General features: G+C 43.7%; 27 protein-coding genes. 8 read left to right on the plus strand and 19 right to left on the minus strand.

All coding sequences use genetic code 11. The features are described 5' to 3' along the window. The first annotated feature begins 39 nt into the window (after positions 1-39). Positions 40-750: a monofunctional biosynthetic peptidoglycan transglycosylase gene (gene mtgA / locus LJ707_RS07230; RefSeq protein ID WP_228950140.1), complete on the plus strand. Its 711-nt coding sequence runs from the start codon at positions 40-42 to the stop codon at positions 748-750. Here mtgA and LJ707_RS07235 read toward each other — a convergent pair. From LJ707_RS07235 to LJ707_RS07255, 5 genes are all read right to left on the minus strand, one after another. Continuing rightward, positions 747-1,328 carry a 2'-5' RNA ligase family protein gene (locus LJ707_RS07235; protein WP_228950141.1) on the minus strand — a complete coding sequence of 194 codons (582 nt, stop codon included), beginning with the start codon at positions 1,326-1,328 and terminating at the stop codon, positions 747-749. The two genes, mtgA and LJ707_RS07235, sit on opposite strands and share 4 nt — an antisense overlap. Further along, positions 1,328-2,290 carry a nucleotidyltransferase domain-containing protein gene (locus LJ707_RS07240; RefSeq protein ID WP_228950142.1) on the minus strand — a complete coding sequence of 321 codons (963 nt, stop codon included), beginning with the start codon at positions 2,288-2,290 and terminating at the stop codon, positions 1,328-1,330. Before LJ707_RS07240 ends, LJ707_RS07235 begins: the two co-directional genes overlap by 1 nt. A gap of 212 nt (positions 2,291-2,502) precedes the next feature. Next, entirely contained in the window at positions 2,503-2,976 is a 474-nt protein-coding gene (locus LJ707_RS07245) for a hypothetical protein (protein WP_228950143.1), read from the minus strand. Between the two features lie 12 nt (positions 2,977-2,988). Next, positions 2,989-3,609 carry a YdeI family protein gene (locus LJ707_RS07250; protein WP_228950144.1) on the minus strand — a complete coding sequence of 207 codons (621 nt, stop codon included), beginning with the start codon at positions 3,607-3,609 and terminating at the stop codon, positions 2,989-2,991. Positions 3,610-3,739: 130 nt separating this feature from the next. Continuing rightward, positions 3,740-4,213, minus strand: a complete 474-nt coding sequence (locus LJ707_RS07255; protein ID WP_228950145.1) for an ABC transporter ATPase — start codon at positions 4,211-4,213, stop codon at positions 3,740-3,742. Between the two features lie 46 nt (positions 4,214-4,259). On the opposite strand from LJ707_RS07255, the gene LJ707_RS07260 reads away from it, so the two are divergent. Beyond that, positions 4,260-4,745, plus strand: coding sequence for a hypothetical protein (locus tag LJ707_RS07260; RefSeq protein WP_228950146.1), 486 nt, complete (start codon positions 4,260-4,262; stop codon positions 4,743-4,745). 16 nt (positions 4,746-4,761) lie between these two features. Here the strand turns inward: LJ707_RS07260 and LJ707_RS07265 are convergent, their stop codons facing one another. The 3 genes from LJ707_RS07265 to LJ707_RS07275 all read right to left on the minus strand — a co-directional run bounded on the left by LJ707_RS07265 (position 4,762) and on the right by LJ707_RS07275 (position 8,283). Then, positions 4,762-7,143, minus strand: coding sequence for a PAS domain-containing protein (locus LJ707_RS07265; protein ID WP_228950147.1), 2,382 nt, complete (start codon positions 7,141-7,143; stop codon positions 4,762-4,764). Between the two features lie 78 nt (positions 7,144-7,221). Beyond that, on the minus strand, positions 7,222-7,590 hold the full coding sequence (locus LJ707_RS07270) for a response regulator (RefSeq protein WP_228950148.1): 369 nt from the start codon (positions 7,588-7,590) through the stop codon (positions 7,222-7,224). Positions 7,591-7,713: 123 nt separating this feature from the next. After that, positions 7,714-8,283: a thymidine kinase gene (locus LJ707_RS07275; RefSeq protein ID WP_370632381.1), complete on the minus strand. Its 570-nt coding sequence runs from the start codon at positions 8,281-8,283 to the stop codon at positions 7,714-7,716. A gap of 74 nt (positions 8,284-8,357) precedes the next feature. Here LJ707_RS07275 and LJ707_RS07280 point away from each other — a divergent pair, with 74 nt between their 5' ends. From LJ707_RS07280 to LJ707_RS07290, 3 genes are all read left to right on the plus strand, one after another. Further along, the gene (locus LJ707_RS07280; protein WP_228950149.1) at positions 8,358-9,560 is read left to right on the plus strand and encodes a hypothetical protein; all 1,203 of its coding nucleotides are present in this window, start codon (positions 8,358-8,360) and stop codon (positions 9,558-9,560) included. Between the two features lie 30 nt (positions 9,561-9,590). Continuing rightward, a complete protein-coding gene (locus LJ707_RS07285; RefSeq protein WP_228950150.1) occupies positions 9,591-9,974 on the plus strand; it encodes a hypothetical protein in 384 nt (127 codons plus the stop codon). 244 nt (positions 9,975-10,218) lie between these two features. Continuing rightward, complete coding sequence (locus tag LJ707_RS07290; RefSeq protein ID WP_228950151.1) at positions 10,219-10,404, plus strand: hypothetical protein; 186 nt, start codon at positions 10,219-10,221, stop codon at positions 10,402-10,404. A 415-nt stretch (positions 10,405-10,819) separates the two neighbouring features. Here the strand turns inward: LJ707_RS07290 and rodA are convergent, their stop codons facing one another. The 6 genes from rodA to purH form a co-directional block, all read right to left on the minus strand. Then, a complete protein-coding gene (gene rodA / locus LJ707_RS07295) occupies positions 10,820-12,091 on the minus strand; it encodes a rod shape-determining protein RodA (RefSeq protein ID WP_228950152.1) in 1,272 nt (423 codons plus the stop codon). Next, on the minus strand, positions 12,078-14,075 hold the full coding sequence (mrdA, locus tag LJ707_RS07300) for a penicillin-binding protein 2 (protein ID WP_228950153.1): 1,998 nt from the start codon (positions 14,073-14,075) through the stop codon (positions 12,078-12,080). Before mrdA ends, rodA begins: the two co-directional genes overlap by 14 nt. Then, positions 14,076-14,591 (minus strand): rod shape-determining protein MreD, encoded by a 516-nt coding sequence (locus LJ707_RS07305; RefSeq protein WP_228950154.1) that lies wholly within the window; start codon positions 14,589-14,591, stop codon positions 14,076-14,078. Next, positions 14,584-15,417 carry a rod shape-determining protein MreC gene (gene mreC / locus LJ707_RS07310; protein WP_228950155.1) on the minus strand — a complete coding sequence of 278 codons (834 nt, stop codon included), beginning with the start codon at positions 15,415-15,417 and terminating at the stop codon, positions 14,584-14,586. The genes LJ707_RS07305 and mreC overlap by 8 nt, the downstream gene beginning before the upstream one ends. 116 nt (positions 15,418-15,533) lie before the next feature. Further along, positions 15,534-16,556 (minus strand): rod shape-determining protein, encoded by a 1,023-nt coding sequence (locus LJ707_RS07315; RefSeq protein ID WP_194100907.1) that lies wholly within the window; start codon positions 16,554-16,556, stop codon positions 15,534-15,536. Between the two features lie 96 nt (positions 16,557-16,652). Continuing rightward, positions 16,653-18,179 (minus strand): bifunctional phosphoribosylaminoimidazolecarboxamide formyltransferase/IMP cyclohydrolase, encoded by a 1,527-nt coding sequence (gene purH, locus LJ707_RS07320; protein WP_228950156.1) that lies wholly within the window; start codon positions 18,177-18,179, stop codon positions 16,653-16,655. 109 nt (positions 18,180-18,288) lie between these two features. Here purH and LJ707_RS07325 point away from each other — a divergent pair, with 109 nt between their 5' ends. Further along, the gene (locus tag LJ707_RS07325; RefSeq protein ID WP_228950157.1) at positions 18,289-18,537 is read left to right on the plus strand and encodes a hypothetical protein; all 249 of its coding nucleotides are present in this window, start codon (positions 18,289-18,291) and stop codon (positions 18,535-18,537) included. Positions 18,538-18,548: 11 nt separating this feature from the next. After that, entirely contained in the window at positions 18,549-18,833 is a 285-nt protein-coding gene (locus LJ707_RS07330; protein WP_228950158.1) for a type II toxin-antitoxin system RelE/ParE family toxin, read from the plus strand. Positions 18,834-18,866: 33 nt separating this feature from the next. On the opposite strand, the gene purN is transcribed toward LJ707_RS07330, so the two are convergent. Further along, a complete protein-coding gene (gene purN, locus LJ707_RS07335; RefSeq protein WP_228950159.1) occupies positions 18,867-19,445 on the minus strand; it encodes a phosphoribosylglycinamide formyltransferase in 579 nt (192 codons plus the stop codon). 65 nt (positions 19,446-19,510) lie between these two features. Next, the gene (locus LJ707_RS07340) at positions 19,511-20,002 is read right to left on the minus strand and encodes a hypothetical protein (protein WP_228950160.1); all 492 of its coding nucleotides are present in this window, start codon (positions 20,000-20,002) and stop codon (positions 19,511-19,513) included. Positions 20,003-20,164: 162 nt separating this feature from the next. On the opposite strand from LJ707_RS07340, the gene LJ707_RS07345 reads away from it, so the two are divergent. Next, complete coding sequence (locus tag LJ707_RS07345; RefSeq protein WP_228950161.1) at positions 20,165-21,208, plus strand: NAD(P)-dependent alcohol dehydrogenase; 1,044 nt, start codon at positions 20,165-20,167, stop codon at positions 21,206-21,208. 55 nt (positions 21,209-21,263) lie between these two features. Here LJ707_RS07345 and LJ707_RS07350 read toward each other — a convergent pair whose 3' ends face one another. The 3 genes from LJ707_RS07350 to panB form a co-directional block, all read right to left on the minus strand. Further along, the gene (locus LJ707_RS07350; RefSeq protein WP_228950162.1) at positions 21,264-21,407 is read right to left on the minus strand and encodes a hypothetical protein; all 144 of its coding nucleotides are present in this window, start codon (positions 21,405-21,407) and stop codon (positions 21,264-21,266) included. A gap of 15 nt (positions 21,408-21,422) precedes the next feature. After that, a complete protein-coding gene (locus tag LJ707_RS07355; protein ID WP_228950163.1) occupies positions 21,423-22,121 on the minus strand; it encodes an RluA family pseudouridine synthase in 699 nt (232 codons plus the stop codon). Between the two features lie 112 nt (positions 22,122-22,233). Further along, a complete protein-coding gene (gene panB, locus LJ707_RS07360) occupies positions 22,234-23,049 on the minus strand; it encodes a 3-methyl-2-oxobutanoate hydroxymethyltransferase (RefSeq protein WP_228950164.1) in 816 nt (271 codons plus the stop codon). Positions 23,050-23,271 lie beyond the last annotated feature (222 nt).

The raw sequence follows: 23,271 nt of genomic DNA on the forward strand, positions 1-23,271 counted from the left end.
ATTTTACCGGGCACCCTTTGTTTGTAATTTGCTTTTTTTATGAAGCGTAAACGGATAGTTAAAAATAGTATAGTAAGGCTGTTGCTGCGGGTGGTTAAGCTTATCCTTATATTTTTTGTGGGCGCGAGCTTGTTTGGCGTTCTGCTGTTCAAATTCATTAATCCGCCCTTTACCTGGCTGATGATTGAGCGTGGTTTTGAACGTAAGCACGCGGGTAAGGATTGGAAGATAGACAAGGACTGGAAAGACTTTGATGAAATATCCGACAATATGAAACGTGCCGCCGTAGCCGCCGAAGATCAGCTATTCCTGGAGCATCACGGTTTTGATTTTCATGCCATAGAAAAAGCTATCAACAAAAACATGCACAGCAAAAAGCTGATGGGCGGTAGTACAATCACCCAGCAAACGGCTAAGAACGTGTTTTTATGGCAAGGCCGGTCATTATTGCGTAAAGGGCTGGAGGCATGGTTTACGGTACTGATCGAGGCCTTTTGGAGCAAGGAGCGCATTATGGAGGTTTACCTCAACGTAATTGAAATGGGCGATGGCATCTACGGTGCCGAAGCTGCCGCGCAGGCTTACTTCCATAAGTCGGCATCAAATCTTACGCAAAGGCAGGCAGCAGCAATAGCTTCCATATTCCCGAGCCCGTTAAAGTGGTCGGCCACCAAGCCAAGCAAATACGTACGGCATCGCCAGTTTCTGATACGCAAAAATATGCGCAGGTTGGGGCCTTTGAGTTTTTAAAGTTTTACTAATGAGTCGAAGCAACTTTTGATTATCTCAATTTTTTTCTTGGTGTTGTTCTTGAATACGGAAGGATTAAGCTTATCCCAGTCTATACCCGTTATTTCTTTTATAATTCCAAAATTTATACCCATCGTTAATAAAAGAGATGTGCCTTTTTTACTTGTGTCATATAAAATCAATTCTGAAGCATGGAAGTGTAAGTAAATGTTATAATCTTTGATTGCACTATATAAACTGTTTGCAAATTCTTGATCTTTTCCATCATAAAGAGTAAGATGTGGATTATAGCCATAACTGGTTTTTTTCCAAATTTTTCTTAAATATTCACTGTCGCATTTTATATATACAGTGTTTTGTTTTTCATTGAAAAAGGTTCCAACGCCGTTCACTTCGATCAATTTATTTAATATTTGCTCACTATATCTTTGCACTAAAGTACCAGCTAATTTCTTTTCATAAGGACCTCTTACAGACAAATGAACTTCCGTTTTACTTGTAGGTTCGCATATGTACTTAACGAAATTTAATATTGACGCAATTCTCTCGTCTTGAATTTTAACTGCATAAATTATCATTATATGGTATAAAATTTTAATAAATCCTTTGATGTTAATTCTATCAAATTATAGAACAAGTCATGATATTTTACAGCATTTTCATTAACTATAGTTTGATTTTTTGCATCACTAATCCACTGTATATTATCTTTAGTTTCGTTATCAGTAATATCAAGAAACCAACGGTATATTTCAAGCATGTTGGCGATAATTGTAGTTGATTTTGAGTCGGCCTTTGATATATAACTTAACCTCTCAATAGGTGTCAGTTGTATTAAATTTTTCAAATCACTTGGGGTAGTTTGATCTCCCTTTTTTAAACAGCATAACAAAGAATAACAAGTTGTCAATCTTGAAAATTTAAGCTTAAGATTTTTAAGTCGAGCTTTATTTTTTTTAAAAGTATCTGTTATATCGTTTTTAACTCGCTTCTGCTCATAATTTAAACACATTGTTTTCCAAAATCTCATAATATCGTTAGCAAGAAAAATAGGCGAAAATGTTTCTTTGTGATCAGGATAATCATTATAGTAAACATCAATTATGTTAGATATAGCTATATCATATAATTCATCATTAAATAATGGCTTTGATTCTAATAATAAAAGAAGACGAGCAGTAAAATAATTATAATAGTCGTCTGAAGGCGAACCTAATTTTTCTATTATATCCTCTAAATGGTGAATAGTAAGATACTCACCATCGCCAGAAAAATCAGGTAGGTTTAATTCTCTTATTATTTTAATTAAATCTGCTTTGAGTATAATTTCATCGAGATTTTTGATTTTATTGTCTTTTCTACCGATGAAAAATATATCTACGTCAGAGTGTTCTGAAGCTTCACCTCTTGCGAATGATCCTGTAGCATAAATACAAAGTGAGTCTTTTAAGTTATCTATGTAGCTTAAATCAAGAATTTTTTTTCTTAATTGGTTAACTATTTGTTTCGAAAAGGCATCACGCTTTTTAATTAAATCCATAATGTGATTGGTTGGTTTTATTAGCTAATCTACAAAATATATCGGAATGCAAATTCCTTGTACTTTCAATTTCGCTGTTTGCCCTCGCTTATCCATTTAATAGTTTGTTCTAACATTTTGCAGTGTTGCTTCGGTTTCAGCTTCGATAAATTAGGTAACGTATTCCTTTTTGGCCTATCGACTAATTTCCGAACAAGTCCATGTCCTTTAATCTAAGCCGTAAGCGCTTGCCTAAAGCGTTCAATAGCCTTATTACGGACTATAATATACAACCCATGTATAAACAGCCGAAAAGCTACAGCGCCGAATACCAGCAGCAAAAAGGGGAGGGGCGAAAATACGTAGGTGGATTTTAATAAACCAGGCACTATGGCCGCCGCGGTTACCACAAGCACCCAAATCAGTATCAGCCAGATGAATACCCTTTGTGTGCGTGTTTCAATATCAATGTGCGTATTGTTCTTTCCGGTACCCCTGCTTAATTCACCGCGTAATGTGCAGGCAATACCAACGGCAGAGGATGATATGATGTTAAAGCCAGCAGCATCAACACTACCGATGAATGCCTTGTTTGTTTTCTCGGGTGTTAGTCGATCTTTAACAAGGGTGTTATTGGTAATCCGTTGCCTTACCTCAGTAATAGATAGGTTTGATGTAAAGTGAAACGTATTTCGTCCGAATGCCATGTATAGATTTACCTAACGCTTATACTTCCAATTACGTTGCTTGCCCTCGCTTATCCATTCAATGGCCTGGTCAAGGCGCTTTTGCAGGGTAGCTCCAGTTTTGGCATCGATAAACCAAGTAATGTATTCCTTTTTGGCTGATGGGCTAAATTTTTCAAACACGGCCATAGCCTGTGGGTTTTTAATAAGCAATTCCATAAAATAAGCGGGTGTTTCAACCATTAGCGGTGCTTTGGCAACAACCGGTTTTTTGGCGGCGGGTTTTTTAATATCCTGCGCGTTAATGGCAACCATTTCGGCAATATATTCAATCAGTATATCGTCATTCGGCAGGTCGTTCAGGCTGCTGATCTTGCCAAAGCTGCCCGCGCCGCTGCCTTCTTCTTCTTTTAATACCTTATGCGGATCGCTTAACCGGCTACTCTTCCAAAAGCCGAAGGCACAGTGCTGCTTAAATGCCGCTATGTAACAAACCGGGCCGTTGCACTCAAAAAAAGGCATGCTCCACTTGGTAGTTTCTGCAATTTCGGGTACCGTACAATGTATCAGATCGCGCAGGTGCAGTAATATAGGTTTAGCAAAATCGGCAGCCTTGTCAATATAGGCTTCAATGCGTGGATCGTAATTGGGCATGGGGGTGGTGATTAGTCAGTTGTCATTGGTCATTAGATTATTTAATTGACTATATAAAGGTAATAAATAGATAATTAAAGCATAAAATATTGGCCACACTAACATTCAACCAATGCCTAATGACAACTACCTAATGACTAAAAACCCTCGCATGCCAGCTTTCCTTAAAGGGTACTTCCCAACTGGTGTTAAGTTCGGCAACGTTTTTAGCAAGGTTGTTAAATACAATGGTATCGGCAGTAACCGTTCCCTGTTTTATCAGTTCCTCAAACTCGTTACGATTGGCTGATAGTATGGAATCGCCGCTGCGGTATGCCATGTTAAAGCGATCAAAAAGGTTGATATTATATTGCTGCTCCAGTTGCTGCATATAGCGTACCGACTTATCAATTGAGCATCCGCTGGCACCGGCCTGTTCTTCATCAACAATCAGTATCAGGAAACGATTATAACGCACTTCGGCTGTTGCTTTGAGTTGGTTATTGTGCGCTGTCCATATGTTAGTAAATTCTGTTAAACTTTTTTGAATATCAATCGTTTCAGCATCAGATAATTGCCTGTTCGACTGGTATATCCACACTCTTGAATTTTCGGAAAACTGCATGTGCAAAGTTATTAATTTGTTAAATTAGATACCGGATTTTGTTGTCATGTTAAAACCACATATGCCCGCGGCCGTAAAGTATGTTATTACAGGCTTGCTTATGCTTGCAAGTAACGTTAATTATGGTTTTGACCCTGATGCTTCGGAGCTGAAAATGCTTGGCTGGAGCAATCGCTGCCTTACACAAAACTATGATGCCGGTGCAACCGGTAAGCTAAAAAAATGGGAACTTACCCTTACCGCAAACGCTTTTATACGCATGAGGCGCACTTACCAAACCGGTAAACAAGAGTACTTCTCTTTCCAGTTACAACGGCTTGATGATATGGATTATATAGGTACGGTTAACAACGGCACCATAAAACTACGCACTACCGATGCTGATGTTATTGTTCAAACTTATAATGACCGTAAAGGTGGCGATGTTGACAGCATGGCATCCGTATTATCCATCCCCGTAAAAAATATGGAACCTGAAATGCTTGATAGTTTGCGCAACGTACTATTATATTTTAAGAAGCGTAATATGTAAGTACTTACGTAAATAGTTACGTAACCGGTATCTCAAAATTAAAGGTTGCGCCCTGCCCTGTTTTACTCTCTACCCAAATGCGGCCTCTATGGTATTTTATAATTTCGGCACACAGGTAAAGCCCTATGCCAAAGCCTGATATGGTTTTAGTGAACGGGCTGTTAACACGGTAAAAGCGATCAAATAGTTTATCAATATCAACAGCTTTAACGCCAATGCCTTCATCCTTTACAGACACTCTTACCATATCGGCATCCTGGTAGCATTTTATAATGATGTTGCTGCCGCGCGGCGAGTATTTGGTAGCATTGCTGATCAGGTTATTAAGCACCTGGCCTATTTTTTCACGGTCGGCAACTACATCGGTATGGCACTCATCATCAAAAACAACGTGGTGCGAATCCATAGTGATGGTGGCTTCTTCAACAGCCTCCTTGATCAGATTATTCAGGTTAAAGCGCTCCACGTCAAGGTGTATCCGGCCCGATTCAAGGCGCGCTACATCTAAAAAACCTTTAATAAGGGTATTCATTTTATTTACCTGCAACAGTGATTTATCAAGCGCTCCGCCAGCAAAGCCATCATTAGCTTTAAGGGCTTTTGCCTGTAATACCTGTACGTAGGCTTTTAACGAGGTAAGCGGCGTTTTAAGCTCGTGGCTTACCATGGCAATAAAGTCGTTCTTACGTTGCTCATCCTCCTTTTTATCGGTTATATCCAGCACAATGCCTATAAAACGCATAGGCTCGTTGTGCTCATTAAAAAACACCTTACCCTTGGCACTTACCCAGCGCAGTTTTTTGTCCTCAAAACCTATGGTGCGGTACTCTACATCATAATTACCATTACTTGCGGCTTTGTTAAATGAGTTGTTGATCACCTCGGTTACATGTTCCCTGTCATCAGGGTGCAGGCCCATCAAAAAGTCGTGTTCGTAAGTAACCGTGTTATTGTGCGATACACCGAACAGCGTGCGGCAACGTTCGTCCCAGTCAAGCGTACCTTTGGTAAGATCCATATCAAAAGTACCCAATTGGGCGGCATCAACAGCCATGCGTCCGCGTTCCTGTACGTGCAGCATCTGCCTGCGCGATTCAACTCTTTCCGTTATATTATTAACGGTTGCCAGTATGGCTTCTACATTGCCGTCGGCGTCAAACAAAGGGTCGTAGCTAAAATCGAGGTAGTATTGTACAACCCGGCCATCACCAAGATCCACATCGGCTGTTGTTTCGTCCATGCCAAAAGGCTGGCCGGTATCAAACACCCTCTGCAGCATATCCGGAAAAGGCTGGCCTATCAGTTCCGGAAATATCTCCAGCAGGCGTTTGCCTGTTACCTGATCTGTAGTTCTGTTCCAGATAGTCAGCATGTTCTCATTGGCTATCTCGATCACAAGTTCCCGGCCTTTTAAAATGGTCATGCCTATGGGCGATGCCATTACCATACGGTTAAGGCGGTGTTCACTTTTTTCGATCAGCCTGCGGGCGTTTATTTGCTCAGTAACTTCGGTTGCCACCACAATAATGCTTGCTGTATTGCCCGAAGCTTCTTTAAGCGGATGATAAACAAAATTAAAATAAGCATCCTCAAGTACACCCTTACGTACCAGCGATGCCTTTACCTCGCTGCCATAAAATGGCTCGCCGCTGGTGTAAACGTCATCAAGTATCTGTAAAAAAGGCTGACCCTGAAGCTCGGGCAGGGCAATATGTAAAGGCTGGCCTATTATTTCGGGGCCTTTGCCCCAGATTTCAAGGATGTATGAATTAGCGGTATCAATGATCAGGCCGCGCTCATCAAGCACGGCTATGGCTACCGGCGCCTGGTTCACCGTTTCCCTGAACCATGCCTCACTTTCGCTAAGCGACTCATTTAAAAGCCGCAGATCATTGTATGATTCCTTTAGCTCCTCGTTGGTAGCCAACAATTCTTCATTTGATGATGATAGCTCCTCGTTTATGGCAGCAAGCTCCTCGTTCAGGTCCTTTTCGCGTTGCTTACTTTCCTGTATCTCCTGCTGGCTTAACATACGGTCGGTAACATCAACCGCTGTATGTAGTATACAGCGCATTTCACCTGTAGGGTGTTTTACAGCACGGTATTCGTAATTAAAATAGCTGCCTTGTAATTCGCCGTTCTTTTCTAATTCGGCATAGGCATTGGTATCTACATGGGTATTACCGGTAAGCCATACGTTTTTCAGAATATCCAAAAAGGGCTGTCCTTCCAGTTCGGGTAAGGCTTCTATCATCGGTTTACCTATTACCGATCTGTTTTTACCCCAAAGGCCTATCATAGCCTCGTTGGCAAATTCAATTATAATGTTTTCAGAAGTATAAATTGCGGTGGCGTTGTCAGATAACGAAAGTACTTCCAGCAACTGTTGGCTGTTCATCAATGTATAGTGATTGTACGGGTAAATATATAAATTTTACACCAGCTATACTGATGTTACTGCCTTTGAATTTAATATTCAGGCCGTGAATTTTTTCACCATGTTTACAAGCTCACTTACATCAAAAGGCTTCATCAGGTAACCATCGGCCAAACCTGCCTCAGCAATCTCTTTCACGTTGCTTACAGCCGAAATAATGATCACCGATATATGGCTTGTTGCCGGGTTACTTTTCAGTTCCTTGCTTAGTTGCTGGCCATTGGCATCACTTTTCCAGTCGGTAAGCCAGTTATCAAGTAAAATAATATCAGGCTTTTCGGAGTCAACAGATCGCAACAGTTTTGAACTTTCCGAAGCAAGCACTTCATAGCCTTCCTCCTCAAGTACATATACAATAGTTTCGCGAATGTCGCGGTCGTCCTCAATCACAAATACCTTTTTAGCCATGGTTTAAAAGCTGTAATACCTCAAATAAACTTGTGTTAAACACCACTCATAATGCTTAACTATTGTTTATAACAATTAAAAGGGGGCTTTTTGTTTTAAACTGAGGGCTAAAAAACTAACCTGTTATATAAAATAACAATTGCGGCAGCGCGGCTCATAATGTTCGGTTTCACCAAGCAGTATTTTTTCTTCGTTTGATGCCAGGCGGTAGGAGTACAGCGCCGGGTTGCCGCATTTTACGCAAACGGCGTGCAGCTTGGTTACTGATTCGGCCGCGGCCATAAGCGCGGGGATTGGCCCGAAAGGGCGGCCTTTAAAATCCATATCAAGCCCGGCCACAATTACGCGAACACCTCGATTGGCCAGCGTATTACAAACATCCACCAGGTCGGCATCAAAAAACTGGGCCTCATCAATGGCCACCACCTGTTCATCGTTATAAAACAATAGTATTGATGCCGAATTATCAATAGCCACACACGGAAAACTTTGCATGTTGTGCGATACTACGGCATTTTCATCATAGCGTGTATCTGTTTTAGGTTTAAATATCTGTATGCTCAGTTTGGCTATACGCGCACGGTTAAGCCGCCTCAATAATTCCTCGGTTTTGCCCGAAAACATTGACCCGCAGATCACCTCGATACTACCCCCGGTTTCGTTCTTACGTTTGAAAACTTCTTCGTTAAACACGCTTTTTGACAGTTAAATTGGAAACTAATATCAGTATTAAATGTTATTTTTGATAGATATTATTATAACAAGCTATGAAGCAACAGGATGTATTTAACAAGATAGGCGCCATATTAAACGAACTAACCGAACAATACGATTACCTGAAAAAAGATACTTCACAACTTAACGAGCTTGAACTGGAGCTTTTTGTGGCCAATGCCCATTTTTTGATGGATCACGCCGATATTCTACGTAAAATAAACGCCCAGGCAGTTGCCGACAGACCGGCCTTGCCGCAACCCGAAACCTTCCGGGTAAATATAGAACACCAGATTGAAGTACCTGAGCCTGTTTTTTTACCCGCGCCGGATATTGCCCCCAAAGCTGATTTGCCTGCTTTTGAAAAAATTGAACCGCCAAAGGCCGCAGAATTTTTACCGGATACACCCGCGCCATTAGCAGAGCCCGAAATTACAGCGCCGGAGATCATCGAGCCGGAGCCTGCTACCGAAGCTGAACCCGAAGTGCCTAAGCCGGTTATTGAACAGCCCGCTGCTGTAAAACCTGCCGAGGTGCATGAGCAAAAGTTTTTTGAACCGGTGGTACAGCAACTAAGGCCGGTAGTAACCAACGAACTGAAGGATACGCCCAAACCTGTTGAATACATAGAGGATGAAGAGCCAACCCGCCCCGATGACCATACCACCATTGATGCCGACGGTACAATACGCCATGAACTGGTAATAGATGATACTGACGACAGTTGGGAAGAAGAGGAGCAGCAGGTTGATGAACCCGAACTATTTGAGGAGGAAGATGTGATAGAGGTAGAGGCCGACGAACCGGAAGCTGAGCCTGAAACGCCGGTATTCATTCCCGAGCCGCCTGCAAAGCCTGTTGCCGTTGAGCTGGAACCGGTAAAACCGGCACAGCCGGAAATACCCCCTGTAGTTATTGCCCAAACCATAGCGGTTGATGATAAAAAGGATGAACAGGTATTTACTATAAACCAGCGTATATCGGTACAGATGGCGGAGAAAAGCACGCCGGTTGCGGCACCCGTAAGCGACCTGAAAGGCGCCATTACACTGAACGATAAACTGCTTTACGTGCAGGACTTATTTAACGGCTACAGCCTGGCCTACAGCGAAGCCATTGATATACTTAACCGCTTTAACAGCTTTGCCGAAGCCGAACGCTTTTTAACCACCAACTACGTAACCAAAAATAACTGGCAAAGTAAACCCGCCACTGCCGAAAAGTTTTATGCGCTGCTGAAAAGGCGGTATGCTTAATTAATTCCTAACCTTACACATAATAGTAAAATGAAAAATATCGCATTATCCGTATTTGGGTTTATTGTATTGTTAATGATCGGTTGCAGCGGATCAGACACTTATCAGGGTAAGTGGAAAGGCATGAGTCCTGCCGGTGATAAAGTACAGATTACCTTTGAACCCAAGAAATTTACCATAACTGATAGCACTAATAAGGCTAAAACATATAGCTATACCCAAAACTCTGTCAGTATTAAAAATGGCGTTGAAACCTACGGTATAAAGCTGGACGATGGCCGTGGGTACCAAGTTCACTTTCCGGTTGCACGTAATGAAAGTATTGGCCTTATCATAGCCGACAACGGAAACGTTTTATACTCCATCAGCCGTAAGGACTATATTAAAAGCGAGGATATATATAGCTTGAAATAGTTTAAAAGCTGATTTTAGTAATCCATATAAATACTGCTATTGTTAACGTTTGTGGGTACTGAGTTCGAACCTCAGCGGGGTCACATTAAAAACAAGTGCATCCCATCGGGCGTTGTTTTATCTACATGGCAAACAACAAAACAATACTGGAATAAGTTAACGCCGCCGTTGCCGTCGGGGATAATGAGGGCTTTTGTTATTGAAGCGTAATTGTAGTTGGTAAGAGGTATAAAAAGCACATCGAATGAGTAACAAGCTAATCTCTTTAAGCAAATCACTCGGGGGGTGCTTCGTGCCACGCAAGGATGTGATGATAAAAAAGCTAAATTTTAAAATCGCTAACCGTAAATACTCTACATTACCGGCATCAGGAATGCCCGGAGTAGCACAAGCCCTGCCAAAGCACAACCTTTCACCGGGCAGGGCGTAGCCGGCAGCTTTTGCTTTTTTTGTCTGCACAAAAGAAGTTGAGGGTAGGTAATGAAGATGCTGTACTTTATCAAAGGGTATACTAATCGAAATGACTGTAGCTTTATATTATCGTCAGTCTGCTCTTGGCCGCAGAGGCCAGTTAATGCCCTTGGTGCGAAAGTAACTAAACATCAAGGCAGAAAAACCACAAGGCTATACTCCCGGCCCGGTTTTCTGTCAGGCCTACGCTCTTTTTTTAAAGCGTCATTGCGAGGTACGAAGCAATCTCTTTAGGACGATCTTCAAACAAATCGCTTGGGGATTGCTTCGTACCTCGCAATGACGGGTTTATTAAAGTCCTCCCCTTTGGGAGGATTTAGGAGTGGTTGAACGCGTAGAGATTTCTCTCTATAGCATCAACAGAACTTTCTTAATTAATACGTATACCCCGTTCTGTTTGAATCCAGCTTCAGCAAAATAAACAACAGCGCCGTAAAGCTTATCAGGGATGATCCCCCGTAACTGATAAATGGCAGCGGGATGCCGATAACCGGCATAATGCCGATGGTCATGGCGATGTTGATGAGCACGTGGAAAAAGATAATGGACGCTACCCCGTAACCGTATATGCGTGAGAAAGCCATATGCTGCCGCTCGGCTATCTGAATTATCCGCAATAACAAAAACAGGTACAACCCGATAACTACGGTTGAGCCTACAAAGCCCCATTCCTCGCCAACGGTGCAAAAAATAAAGTCGGTACTTTGTTCGGGTACAAAAGAGTATTTGGTTTGCGTGCCCTGTAAATAACCCTTGCCCCATAACTGGCCGGAGCCGATGGCTATTTTTGATTGATTAACGTTATAACCTGCTCCGCGCGGATCAAAGGTGATGCCCAGCATTTCATCGATACGGGCACGCTGGTGATCCTGCAGTACATTGCTGTACAATGGTTTTACAGCCATTACAAAGCCTAACGAGCCAACTATCCATACCAGTAAGCCAAAAATGAATTTACGGTTACGCAGGTTAAAAAATACCAGCAGTGCGCCAACCACTGCAATACCGGCCACCAGCAGCCACGGGTTTACCAGCAGGGACAAAACGAACAGCGTTATTGAGAGCGCGATGATAATTAAAAAGTATGGTGACAAACCCTCGCGATAGAGCACAAATATAAGCGAACAAAATACCAGGGTTGAGCCTGTATCGGGCTGCAGCATAATAAGTGCCATAGGCAGTATAATAATGCCCGCAGTTATAAAAAATGATTCGGTATCGGTTATCTTGATATTAGTACCGCTCAGGTATTTGGCCAGTACCAGTACCGTGGCCAGCTTAGCAAACTCCGAGGGTTGCAGCCTGAAGCCGCCGCCAAGCGGTATCCAGGCCTGGTTACCGCCCACATTGCGGCCTATAACCAGCACCAGTATAAGCAGCAGCACGGTAACAATATAAATAGGCGGTGCCAGCGCGCTAAAAAAGCGGTAATCAAGCAGTAAAATGATCATGGCCATTACCAGCGATACGATGATGAATATGAATTGCTTACCATAGTTAGTGCTAAGGTCAATCATGCTGCGGTGCTCCTCGTCATAAACAGCGGCATGTATATTAAACCAGCCTATGGTACACAGGCACAGATATAGCAGTATGGTTATCCAATCAATATTACGGAAAAAGCCGCGCTCGTTACTGCTCATCATTCCTCCTCGCTATGGGTTGGTTAGCGTAATAAACTGCCGAAGGTTGCTTTTTAGCCTTGCGTTTGGCGGCCTTTAAAACAGGCTGCGGTTTGTTGGCGCTATCGGTTTTCGCTTTTTTCAGGCTATCAGCTTTGGTTGGTTTAGCTTCCTTTAACTTGCTGCCTTTTGGCGGCGGCAGCAGGTTGGCATTCATAATATATTCAACCTGTGCTTTAGGCTTGGTAATGGTATCGCGCAGGTACTCCTCAACCAGGTAGCTGGCAATAGGTGCCGCCCATGATGATCCGAAACCCGCATTTTCAACCACTACGGCAATGGCAATTTTGGGGGTATCCCTTGGCGCGAAGGCCACAAAAATAGAGTGGTTTTTGCCATGCGGGTTTTGTACGGTGCCTGTTTTACCGCACATTACAATACCCGGTATACGCGCCCCGGCAGCCGTACCGTGTTCAACCACTTGCTGCATGCCATCTATCACGGGCTCAAAATACTGCTGGTCAACCCCAACATAATTGCGTTCGGTATATTCCTTTTTGGTGATCTGTTTATCACCAATGGCCTTGATCAGGTGCGGGCGGTAGTAAAAGCCACGGTTGGCAATGGTACATTCAATATTAGCTAACTGCAGCGGCGTGGCTAACAACTCACCCTGCCCAATGGCCAGGGATATGATGGAGCTTGAACGCCAGCGGTTTTCACCAAATATTTTATCGTAACGCTCTGGGGCGGGTACGTTACCTTTCTTTTCGTTCGGTAAGTCCACATCCAGCCTCACACCAAAACCAAACTTGTTTACCTTGGCTTTCCAGTCAATAAAAGTTTGGCGGGTGCGTTTAGGGCCGTTGCGGCTGATCAGCCTGTCAAACACGTTACAGAAATAGGTATTGCATGACATGGCTATGGCCTTGCGCAGATCGGTAACACCATCAAAGTGCTCGCAACCTACACGGTGGTTACCTGCCATATAATAATGCGGACAAAAGTAGGTGGTTTGGGGGTTGATGATACCTTCCTGTAAGGCGATCAACCCATCCAGCGGTTTAAATGACGAGCCCGGCGGGTAGTAAGCCTGTATGGGGCGTATCAGCAGGGGGTTGTAAGGGTCTAAATACATGCGGGCCATGTTGTTGCCACGCTCGCGGCCAACCATCATGTTAGGGTCGTAAGTAGGGCTGCTCACAAAAGCCAGTATCTCCCCGGTTGATGGCTCGATGGCTACAATGCTGCCAACTTTGTTGCGCATCAGCTTTTCGCCGAGTTTCTGAATTTTCAGATCGAGCGATGATATCAGCCTTTCACCGGCAACGGCGGCTGTATCATAAGCACCGTTAGCATAACGGCCTTTGGGTACGTTGCGTGAGTCAACCATCTGGTTCTCCACGCCTCGCTGACCGCGTAGCACATCCTCATAAGCCTTTTCAACACCGGTAATACCGATGTAATCGCCCAGGCGATAGTAGCCGCCCGATTTTTCAATATCCTTATCCCTAACCTCACCGGTATAACCCAAAAATTGCGCGGCAGCCGAATCAGGGTAGCTACGCACCGAGCGTAATTGCCCGTAAAAGCCGGGAAAATCTGAAAGCTTTTCCTGTAATGATCGGTATAACGATACCGACATTTGTTTTTCAAATATTGATGCCAGATACAATGAGTGGCCTTTGGCTTTTTCAAAACGTTTGTGGAAGCCTTCTATATCAATACCAATCAGCTTACAAAACTCAACGGTATCAAAAGGTTGTACCTGTTTGGGGATGACCATCAGATCGTATACCGGTTCGTTTTGTACCAGTATTTTTCCCTTACGGTCAAGTATGGGTCCGCGGGCCGGGAACAGTACCTTTTTACGGATAACGTTATTATTGGCAAAGTACAGGTAGCGATCGTCAACAATCTGTATATAAAACAAACGGCCAAGCAGTATAACCATAAAGGTTATAAATATTGCCGCTATTACATACCTGCGTTCAAAAAAATTGTTCATTTACGCCCTTTTCTTCCTGAAAAATAATAAACCGGTAATTAACATCAAAAGTATTGTAAATACAGAACTCATTAAAAAGCGGCTTAGTGTATACTCCATCTCTGACAAGCGAAAAACCTCGAGGTTGAACAAAAAGAAATGATGTACCAGCGTAAGTATGGCAGAGTAGGTGAAGAACCACCTGAAACCCATGCTGCCCAGCGTAGGTTCGGGCTCGTTATCAAAGCTATCCTTTTGTACGGTTATGCTGATGAACAGCACGCGCACCATAGCAAGCAGTACAGTAGCCGCGGCATGTAAGCCCGGAGTATCATAAAAGGCATCAATACTTAAACCCATTAAAAAAGCCAGCGGAAAGAGCACGATGTTTGGCGTTTCAAACGGCAGCAGCATCACAAACAGGATGTATGGGTACGGCACTGCCAGATCGTAAACAGTAACGTTTTTGAGCAAAAATGCCTGGATGAACACCAGCACCACAAAGCGGATGAAATTTGCAAATAATACCCTACTCATTTGTTTTTTGCAGGGCCTCCAGTCCCTGTTGCTCCTGCGCGAATTTATTGTTGATCACGTAAACATATTCCAGCTTACTAAAATCAACCGACAGCTTAACTTCCATATTAAGAAAAAAGCCGCCTGTTTTGGGTTTAAGATTACTTACCCTGCCCAACTGTACACCTATCGGGAACAGCGAATGCTGATCGGTAACTACAGTATCGCCAAGGTGAGGCTGGGCGCTGTTGGCCACATCATACAGCAGGCCTTTATGCGGGTCCATATCTTCGGCCCACATAAATGAGCCGCCCTCTTTTGAGTTGGCTAACATGGCGCTGATACGTGTATCCTTATGCAGCAGCGAACGTATTACCGAAAAATGAGGTGATGCCTGCATTACAATGCCCACTACACCGCCATCGGCAATTACACCCATACCCTTAGCAATGCCGTTAAGGCTGCCTTTGTTGATGGTAATGTAATTCATGCGCTTGTTTACCGAATTATTAATAACGCGGGCCTCAATGTAGGTGTATTGTTGCTTGTAAACGGAATCGTTTATTTTTTTGCGCCCGGCGGTGTCAACATATAGAGACGACATCAATTGATTACGCAGAAGGGCGTTTTGCCGGGCAAGGCTATCATTGATCTCCTTAAGTTTCAGATAATCATTTACATTGCTGATGTTACGGTACAGGTTGCCCGTAACCTCGTTGCTGGTATTGATGAATGACGCACGCTGAAAATCGTTATAATTGATAAAGATGTACAGCGCAATAGCTTCAAATATCAGAAACAGGAAAAATGCGCTATACTTGGTGATAAATATCAGCAGATTACGCATTCTTTATAGATTTGAGATATTAGAAATTAGAGATCAGTGATTGGTGATTAGAGGTTAGTGATAAGTATCATTCCAATAAACTAATCACTAACCTCCGATTACTAATCACCACAAAACTATTGCATTAAAAACTTAAAGTTACCTATGTTTTTAAGGGCGGTACCTGTACCGCGTACTACGGCACGCAGCGGATCTTCGGCTACGTGTACAGGCAGCTTGGTTTTAGCGGCCACACGCTTATCTAAACCGCGCAGTAACGCGCCACCACCGGTAAGGTAAATACCTGTTTGGTAAATATCAGCCGAAAGCTCGGGAGGGGTGATCTCCAATGCCTTTAAAATAGCTTCTTCAATTTTTGATATTGATTTATCAAGGCAATGCGCTATCTCGGTGTATGATACCATGATCTGTTTCGGCACGCCGGTCATCAGGTCACGGCCCTGTACGGCAAAGTCGCCCGGAGGGTCGGTTAGCTCAGGCAATGCCGCGCCAACTTCAATTTTGATCTTTTCGGCAGTACGCTCACCAATCATGATGTTGTGCTGGCGACGGATGTACTGTACAATATCAGCATCAAAATTATCACCGGCTACACGGATAGATTGGTCGCACACGATACCTGAAAGGGCGATAACGGCGATCTCGGTAGTACCGCCGCCGATATCAATGATCATGTTGCCCATCGGCTCCTCAACGTCAATACCGATACCTACGGCGGCTGCCATTGGCTCGTGGATCAGGTAAACCTCTTTGGCGCCTGCACGCTCGGCTGATTGGTGTACGGCGCGTTTCTCCACCTCGGTAATGCCCGATGGAATACAGATAACCATACGCAGCGACGGGAAGAACCAGCCTTTGCCTGAATTGATCATCTTGATCATACCGCGTATCATGTACTCGGCGGCATCAAAGTCGGCAATAACGCCATCCTTTAGCGGGCGTATGGTGCGTATGTTATCGTGGGTTTTGCCCTCCATTTGCATGGCCTGGCGCCCAATGGCTATAACCTTGTTGGTTTTACGGTCAAAAGCTACTATTGATGGTTCATCAACAACAACTTTATCATTATGTATGATCAGCGTATTCGCTGTACCTAAATCTATGGCGATCTCTTGAGTAAAAAAGTTGAACAGGCCCATTTGCTATATGCTTCAAATAATTTGCGGGATATAAAACTACACTAATTTAGTGGTACTTTATAGCGTCAAATCACGATGATTATTGTGTTACGTTAATTAATGTTTAAAATGGCGTACACCTGTTGTAACCATTGAAATATCTTTCTGGTTAGCCATGTCTATCGAGTCCTGATCTTTTATTGAACCGCCCGGTTGCAATACCGCTGTAATGCCTGCTTCGGCTGCCAGCTCCACACAATCCGGGAAGGGGAAAAAGGCATCAGATGCCATTACCGCGCCGTTAAGGTCAAAGCCAAAACTGTTGGCTTTAAGCACCGCCTGCCTCAATGAGTCAACCCTTGAGGTTTGGCCCACGCCGCTTGCCATTAACTGGTTGTTTTTGGCAAATACGATGGTGTTTGATTTGGTGTGCTTAACAATTTTGTTGGCAAAATACAGGTCTTTCAACTCCTGCTCGGTCGGTTTGCGGTTGGTAACCGCGTTCATTTGCTCAGGGCCTTCAATAACGGAGTCCTTATCCTGCTCAATTACACCGTTAAGCAGTGTTTTAAACTGTTTAACAGGTAGTTCGGTACGCTGGCGAACCAGTATAATGCGGTTCTTTTTTGATTGCAGTATGCTCACAGCCTCGTCTGTATAAGCAGGGGCTATCAGTACTTCATAAAATATTTTGCTGATCTCCTCGGCGGTGGCCGCGTCAATCTCCTCGTTGGCGATAATTACACCGCCAAATGCCGATACCGGGTCGCAGGCCAGGGCATCAATCCACGCCTCTTTAATAAATGAGCGGGAAGCTACGCCGCAGGCGTTGGTGTGTTTTAGTATGGCGATGGTTGGCTCGGTAAATTCATCAATAAGGGCAACGGCGGCGTCAACATCAACCAGGTTGTTGTATGATAGCTCCTTGCCGTGCAGTTTAGTGAACATGGCATCAAGGTTACCGTAAAAAGTACCCTGCTGATGCGGGTTTTCGCCATAACGCAGCACCTGGCTGCTTTGTATGCTTTGTTTGAGTACCGGCAACGGTTCTTCTTCATTAAAATAATTGAAGATAGCGGTATCATAGTGTGATGATATGTTGAACGCGTTACGGGCAAAAGCTCGTCGCTGATCAATGTTGGTTTGTCCGTCCTGCGTTTTCAGGATGTTCTCCAAAGTGCCGTAATCATCTTTTGAGGCAACGATAACCACATCCTTAAAGTTTTTGGCCGCGGCGCGAATGAGTGATATACCACCGATATCGATCTTCTCGATCACATCTTCCTGCCCGGCGCCTGATTGTACGGTTTCTTCAAACGGGTACAGGTCAACAATCACCAGGTCAAGCTCCGGAATTTGGTACTGAGCAAGCTGCTGTTCGTCGCTTTCAAAGCTGCGGCGGGCTAAAATGCCACCAAATACCTTTGGATGCAAGGTTTTTACACGTCCGCCCAGTATTGATGGGTAAGATGTAAGGTCTTCAACAGCTACTACATCAACACCAAGGTTACGAATAAAGGTTTCGGTACCACCGGTTGAGTAAATGGTTACCCCAAGCCTGTTCAACTCATGAATAATAGGCTCAAGATTATCCTTGTAATAAACTGAAATTAAAGCGTTTTTTATTTGAACGGGATTGCTCATGTACTACTGCGAATTTTAAGCCGCAAAGGTAGTGATTAGCAGCCTTAATTAGGTTATCCGCTCAAACAAAAATTAAATCAGTATTAAAAAGTTTTAGTAATTTAGTGTCATGACCATTGTAATCATAAAATCTGATTCGGAAACCAAAACCGATCTGCTTATAAAATTGGCTAAAGAACTTGGTTTGGAGGCCGAAATGCAGCCCGATTTTATTGAACTTGATGCCAAGGCTTTAGCGTTTGGTATAGGTAGGCCTGCAACGAATGCTGAGTGGGAGCATTATTTTGAGAAGCATAAGGATGAGAAATTCATTGATATTGATGAGGCTTTTTCTAAATATTCAGAAGACGATAAATAGGTATTAAAGTTTTGAAGGCAATAATTTCTGAAAGAGCTTTAAGTACTATTGATAGTATCGCAAGGTTTGTTGAATCACAAAACACAAAAGGAAGTGGTGCCCGTTACGCCCTAAAGTTCAAAGAAGCAATTAAAAAATTAGCTATACCAAATGTGCAATATACTTTATGCAATCACAAAGTATTCTTGGAAAGCGATTATTCCTGCTCGCATTTTAATGATTGGGTAATTGCTTTTAGAATTGATGGCAACAAATTAGTTGTGTATGAAATTGTGCATGGCTCATTACTGGCCTAAAAGTTCACTATTCACCACTCCCAACTCACCAAATCAGCTCTTCATCTTCTTCAGCAAATTCTCAACCACTCGCGGAAAATGGTGGTGTTCCAGTTGCTGGCCTTTGAATTTTACTATTTCGAGGGTATCGCCGGGTTCAATTTTAAAGCGTGATTGGTGGATCACCTCGCCCTCGTCAAACTGCTCGTTCACAAAATGGATGGTAATGCCCGATTCTTCTTCGCCCGCCGCCAGTATGGCTTTGTGCACATTATCGCCATACATGCCTTTGCCGCCGTATTTGGGTAACAGGGCCGGGTGCAGGTTGATGATCTTGTTAGGGAATGCCTTTAACAATGATTGCGGTACCAGCCATAAAAAACCGGCCAGTACTATAATATCAATATTGAGGTTTTTAAGCAGGCGTATTACATCATCAGTTTCGTAAAACTCCTGGCGGTTAAATACATGGGATGGTATCTCAAAATTATCAGCCCGTTGCAAAACGTAAGCCTGCGGGTTGTTGGTGAGTATAATGGCTACTTCGGCATCACTGTGCCGTTTAAAATGCTCCATTATCTTTTGAGCATTTGAACCTGATCCGGAGGCGAAAATAGCTATACGTTTTTTCAAGTGCAGGGTATTTTGGTGCTACAATATGGTCAAATATAAAATTTTGAACAAATTGTTTGGTATACTTAGTTATTTCTTTGCCTTATAAAGCTGTATTGTACCACCCTGCGTACTTTATTGGGCTGGTTGGTTTCCTGGAAGTCGCCGGTTTGCAGTACCATAGAGTACTGGCCAAGGTTGAGTATTTTGGTGTTGGTGAACGGCTTTATGCTCCCCGCTGCCGTGGTATCCTGGCAGGTGATCTCTGATATAAGGTAAAGCTTGTCCCTTGATAACGACCATGTACCTGTGGCGGTTTGGTCAACACAACTGTAATTAGTATAGGTGCAGGTATTATCATCATTAAAACGGAATACCTGCTTTACATCGCAATCGCGGTTCAGTGTATCAGTTTCGCCCTGGGTGGTACCTATATAATTAAATACCTGGAGTGATGCAAGCTCCCATGGCCCGGCGGTGAACAGGTTACGTATATTGGTAGGGTCATCCTTTTTGCACGAGTTGTACAACGAGATCACAAAAAATGCTGCTATGAATAATATGGCCGATCGCTTCATTGTATATTATGCCTTCAAAAGTAAAAAAATATAACGGCTGTTGGTTATTAATAATTGAGCGTTGCCGCTGTTGAAAAACGTAAATATTACTTTTCCATTATCTTTTATAAAAACATACGCCCATATTTTTGTTGCGATTACTAAACACATACCACCAATATTATGATTGCAACAAAAGCGTACGCTGCTCCCGCAGTAAGTACCCCGCTGGCTCCTTTTAAGTTTGACCGTAAAGAGGTAGGCCCGAATGACATACAGATAGAGATATTATACTGTGGTGTTTGCCACTCTGACCTGCACCAGATACGTGATGAATGGGGTGGATCAATTTTCCCGATGGTGCCGGGCCATGAAATAGTAGGCAAAGTAGTTAAGGTTGGCGATGCCGTTACCAAGTTTAAGGTAGGCGAAACTGCCGGCATAGGCTGCTTTGTCGATTCGTGCCGCCACTGCCCAAGCTGCGAGGCCGGTGAGGAGCAATACTGCGACAATCACCTGTCATTCACCTATAACGGTACTTATAAGGATGGTGCCCCAACTTACGGTGGTTATTCTGACCAATACGTTGTAGATGAGCAATATGCCCTGCATGTGTCAGACAAATTACCACTGGAAGGTGTAGCGCCGCTGCTTTGTGCCGGTATTACTACCTATTCGCCGTTAATGACCTGGAAAATTGGCAAAGACCACAAAGTTGCCGTTGTTGGTTTAGGTGGCTTGGGCCATATGGCGGTTAAGTTCGCGGCATCATTAGGTGCCGAGGTTACCGTGTTGAGTACCTCTGCCTCAAAAAAGGAAGACGCGCTTAAATTGGGTGCCCACCACTTTGTAGTAACTAAGGATGAAGAACAGGTAAAAGCTGTTGCCGGTACTTTCGACTTTATTTTGAACACCATTTCGGCACAGCACGAGTATAATTTTTACCTGCAGATGCTGAAACTTGATGGCACCATGGTGCTGGTAGGCATTCCGCCGGAAGCACCGCAGGTATCAGCCTTTAACCTGATCGGCAAACGCCGCCGCATAGCAGGCAGCATGATAGGCGGCATCAAAGAAACCCAGGAAATGCTTGACTACTGCGCCGAGCACGGCATCGTGTCTGATGTGGAAGTGATCAACATCGACTACATTAACGAAGCCTACGAACGCATGATCAAAAATGATGTTCGCTACCGTTTCGTTATCGATATCGCGAGTTTGAAGTAAGCGACATTGTTAAAAAAAATGCCCCGTCAAATAACGGGGCATTTTTTTAACGGGATTACAACTTTTTCTCAATATCGTCCATAGCTGTATCAAAATCTTCCGGCTGTTCTTGATTGGCAATACGTTCGCGTACTAATTCAATATGCCATTCAGGGATATTAAAATTTTCATTCTTTACGTCGATTTTTTCAAGTTTCATTGCATCAACAAATACCTACTCCATTAAATGTGCAAACTTATCCCAAAAGCCATCCTTGGGTAGCGGGGCTTTGATCTCCACGGGTTCGTTTTTTACCGGGTGGATGAATTGCAACTTACGGGCATGCAGGCTGATGCTTCTGCGCAGGCTGCCGCGCGGATAACCGTATTTATTATCGCCTACAATGGGGCAATTCAGGGTTGATAGCTGCACCCGTATCTGGTGCGGCCGGCCTGTTATGGGGTTTACTTCGATCAGATAATAGCCATTGGCTTCGCCGGCCAGGCGGTAATGCAGTTCGGAGCGCATACTGCCCGGTACCTCATGCCCGTGGGCTTTGGTCACATTTTTTTGCTGGTTTTTTACCAGCCAGTGTACCAGGTCGCCATACTCAGGTTCGGGTTTGTTGCGTACCACGGCGTAATAGGTTTTGCGTATCTGGCGGGTTTTAAACAGTTGGTTCATCCTGTCCAAAGCCTTGCTGGTTTTGGCGAACAGAATTACGCCGCTAACGGGCCTGTCAAGCCGGTGCACTACGCCTAAAAACGCGCCGTTAGGCTTATTGTATTTTTGGGCGATGTATTTCTTTACCTTCTCGTCCAGCGGCTCATCGCCGGTTTCATCTACCTGCACAATATCACCCGCGCGTTTGTTAACGGCAATCAGGTGATTATCCTCATATAAAATATCGTTATCGGTAATAGGTTCGCTCATGTTTGTTTTAAATGGATCATGGTTAATAGTTGATGGTTCATGGTATTTAGCCCAAAGTTTTACGATGAACTATGAACCATCAACTATGAACTAACTACTAACTACTAACTGCCTAATATTGTTCCTTCTCGTTCGGGAAATCTGCCGATTTTACGTCGGCCACATAGTTTTTAATAGCATCGTTCATTACATCATACAAACTGGCATACTGGCGTAAAAAGCGGGGCTTAAAGCCTTTATTAATGCCCAGCATGTCATGTATCACTAATACCTGTCCATCACAATGCTGGCCTGCGCCTATGCCTACGGTAGGTATGCTCAGGCTTTCGGTTACTTCTTTAGCCAGCAACGCCGGTATTTTTTCAAGCACTATGCCAAAGCAGCCAAGCTCCTGGAGTGTTAACGAATCGTCGCGCAGTTTTTGCGCCTCAGCATCTTCCTTAGCCCTTACCGTGTAGGTGCCGAATTTGTATATTGATTGCGGCGTAAGGCCCAGGTGGCCCATAACCGGTATGCCGGCGGCTAATATGCGGGTAACTGATTCGGCTATCTCAATGCCGCCCTCCAGTTTTACGCCGTGCGCGCCCGACTCCTTCATGATGCGTATGGCTGAATTCAGCGCTTCCTTTGAGTTGCCCTGGTATGAGCCAAAAGGCAGGTCGACAATAACCAAAGCCCGTTTTGCCGCACGCACTACTGATGCCGCATGGTATATCATTTGGTCGAGCGTAATAGGCAGGGTAGTTTCATGGCCCGCCATTACGTTCGAGGCCGAATCGCCCACCAGTATAATATCAACCCCGGCATCATCAACTATGGTAGCTAATGAATAATCGTAAGCGGTAAGCATTGATACTTTTTCGCCCCGCATCTTCATCTCCTGTACGGTGCGGGTGGTTACGCGTTTAATCTCTTTATTAACAGACATGGAATTAGCTGATTTTGATGTCAAAGGTATGGAATTGTACATCGCTTTTTAAACAATGAATGTAATGTTAAGGCCTGCAAGTATTTGGCCATAATTTGAGCGCGGTTAATACAGCGTTAACAAGCCATTATTCAAATATTAAAAAATGCAAAAACATACTTTAAAATTACACTGCTTTGCCCTATCTTTGCGGCGTGAAAATGGAAGTGCCTTACTTCATTA

This window comes from Mucilaginibacter sp. UR6-1, from assembly GCF_020880975.1.
Lineage (GTDB): Bacteria > Bacteroidota > Bacteroidia > Sphingobacteriales > Sphingobacteriaceae > Mucilaginibacter.

Excerpts from the sequence above, each read along its gene's own strand:
- mtgA (WP_228950140.1), top strand. The coding sequence starts at position 40 with ATGAAGCGTAAACGGATAGTTAAAAATAGTATAGTAAGGCTGTTGCTG.
- LJ707_RS07235 (WP_228950141.1), bottom strand. The coding sequence starts at position 1,328 with ATGATAATTTATGCAGTTAAAATTCAAGACGAGAGAATTGCGTCAATA.
- LJ707_RS07240 (WP_228950142.1), bottom strand. The coding sequence starts at position 2,290 with ATGGATTTAATTAAAAAGCGTGATGCCTTTTCGAAACAAATAGTTAAC.
- LJ707_RS07245 (WP_228950143.1), bottom strand. The coding sequence starts at position 2,976 with ATGGCATTCGGACGAAATACGTTTCACTTTACATCAAACCTATCTATT.
- LJ707_RS07250 (WP_228950144.1), bottom strand. The coding sequence starts at position 3,609 with ATGCCCAATTACGATCCACGCATTGAAGCCTATATTGACAAGGCTGCC.
- LJ707_RS07255 (WP_228950145.1), bottom strand. The coding sequence starts at position 4,213 with ATGCAGTTTTCCGAAAATTCAAGAGTGTGGATATACCAGTCGAACAGG.
- LJ707_RS07260 (WP_228950146.1), top strand. The coding sequence starts at position 4,260 with ATGTTAAAACCACATATGCCCGCGGCCGTAAAGTATGTTATTACAGGC.
- LJ707_RS07265 (WP_228950147.1), bottom strand. The coding sequence starts at position 7,143 with ATGAACAGCCAACAGTTGCTGGAAGTACTTTCGTTATCTGACAACGCC.
- LJ707_RS07270 (WP_228950148.1), bottom strand. The coding sequence starts at position 7,590 with ATGGCTAAAAAGGTATTTGTGATTGAGGACGACCGCGACATTCGCGAA.
- LJ707_RS07280 (WP_228950149.1), top strand. The coding sequence starts at position 8,358 with ATGAAGCAACAGGATGTATTTAACAAGATAGGCGCCATATTAAACGAA.
- LJ707_RS07285 (WP_228950150.1), top strand. The coding sequence starts at position 9,591 with ATGAAAAATATCGCATTATCCGTATTTGGGTTTATTGTATTGTTAATG.
- LJ707_RS07290 (WP_228950151.1), top strand. The coding sequence starts at position 10,219 with ATGAGTAACAAGCTAATCTCTTTAAGCAAATCACTCGGGGGGTGCTTC.
- rodA (WP_228950152.1), bottom strand. The coding sequence starts at position 12,091 with ATGATGAGCAGTAACGAGCGCGGCTTTTTCCGTAATATTGATTGGATA.
- mrdA (WP_228950153.1), bottom strand. The coding sequence starts at position 14,075 with ATGAACAATTTTTTTGAACGCAGGTATGTAATAGCGGCAATATTTATA.
- LJ707_RS07305 (WP_228950154.1), bottom strand. The coding sequence starts at position 14,591 with ATGAGTAGGGTATTATTTGCAAATTTCATCCGCTTTGTGGTGCTGGTG.
- mreC (WP_228950155.1), bottom strand. The coding sequence starts at position 15,417 with ATGCGTAATCTGCTGATATTTATCACCAAGTATAGCGCATTTTTCCTG.
- LJ707_RS07315 (WP_194100907.1), bottom strand. The coding sequence starts at position 16,556 with ATGGGCCTGTTCAACTTTTTTACTCAAGAGATCGCCATAGATTTAGGT.
- purH (WP_228950156.1), bottom strand. The coding sequence starts at position 18,179 with ATGAGCAATCCCGTTCAAATAAAAAACGCTTTAATTTCAGTTTATTAC.
- LJ707_RS07325 (WP_228950157.1), top strand. The coding sequence starts at position 18,289 with ATGACCATTGTAATCATAAAATCTGATTCGGAAACCAAAACCGATCTG.
- LJ707_RS07340 (WP_228950160.1), bottom strand. The coding sequence starts at position 20,002 with ATGAAGCGATCGGCCATATTATTCATAGCAGCATTTTTTGTGATCTCG.
- LJ707_RS07345 (WP_228950161.1), top strand. The coding sequence starts at position 20,165 with ATGATTGCAACAAAAGCGTACGCTGCTCCCGCAGTAAGTACCCCGCTG.
- LJ707_RS07350 (WP_228950162.1), bottom strand. The coding sequence starts at position 21,407 with ATGAAACTTGAAAAAATCGACGTAAAGAATGAAAATTTTAATATCCCT.
- LJ707_RS07355 (WP_228950163.1), bottom strand. The coding sequence starts at position 22,121 with ATGAGCGAACCTATTACCGATAACGATATTTTATATGAGGATAATCAC.
- panB (WP_228950164.1), bottom strand. The coding sequence starts at position 23,049 with ATGTCTGTTAATAAAGAGATTAAACGCGTAACCACCCGCACCGTACAG.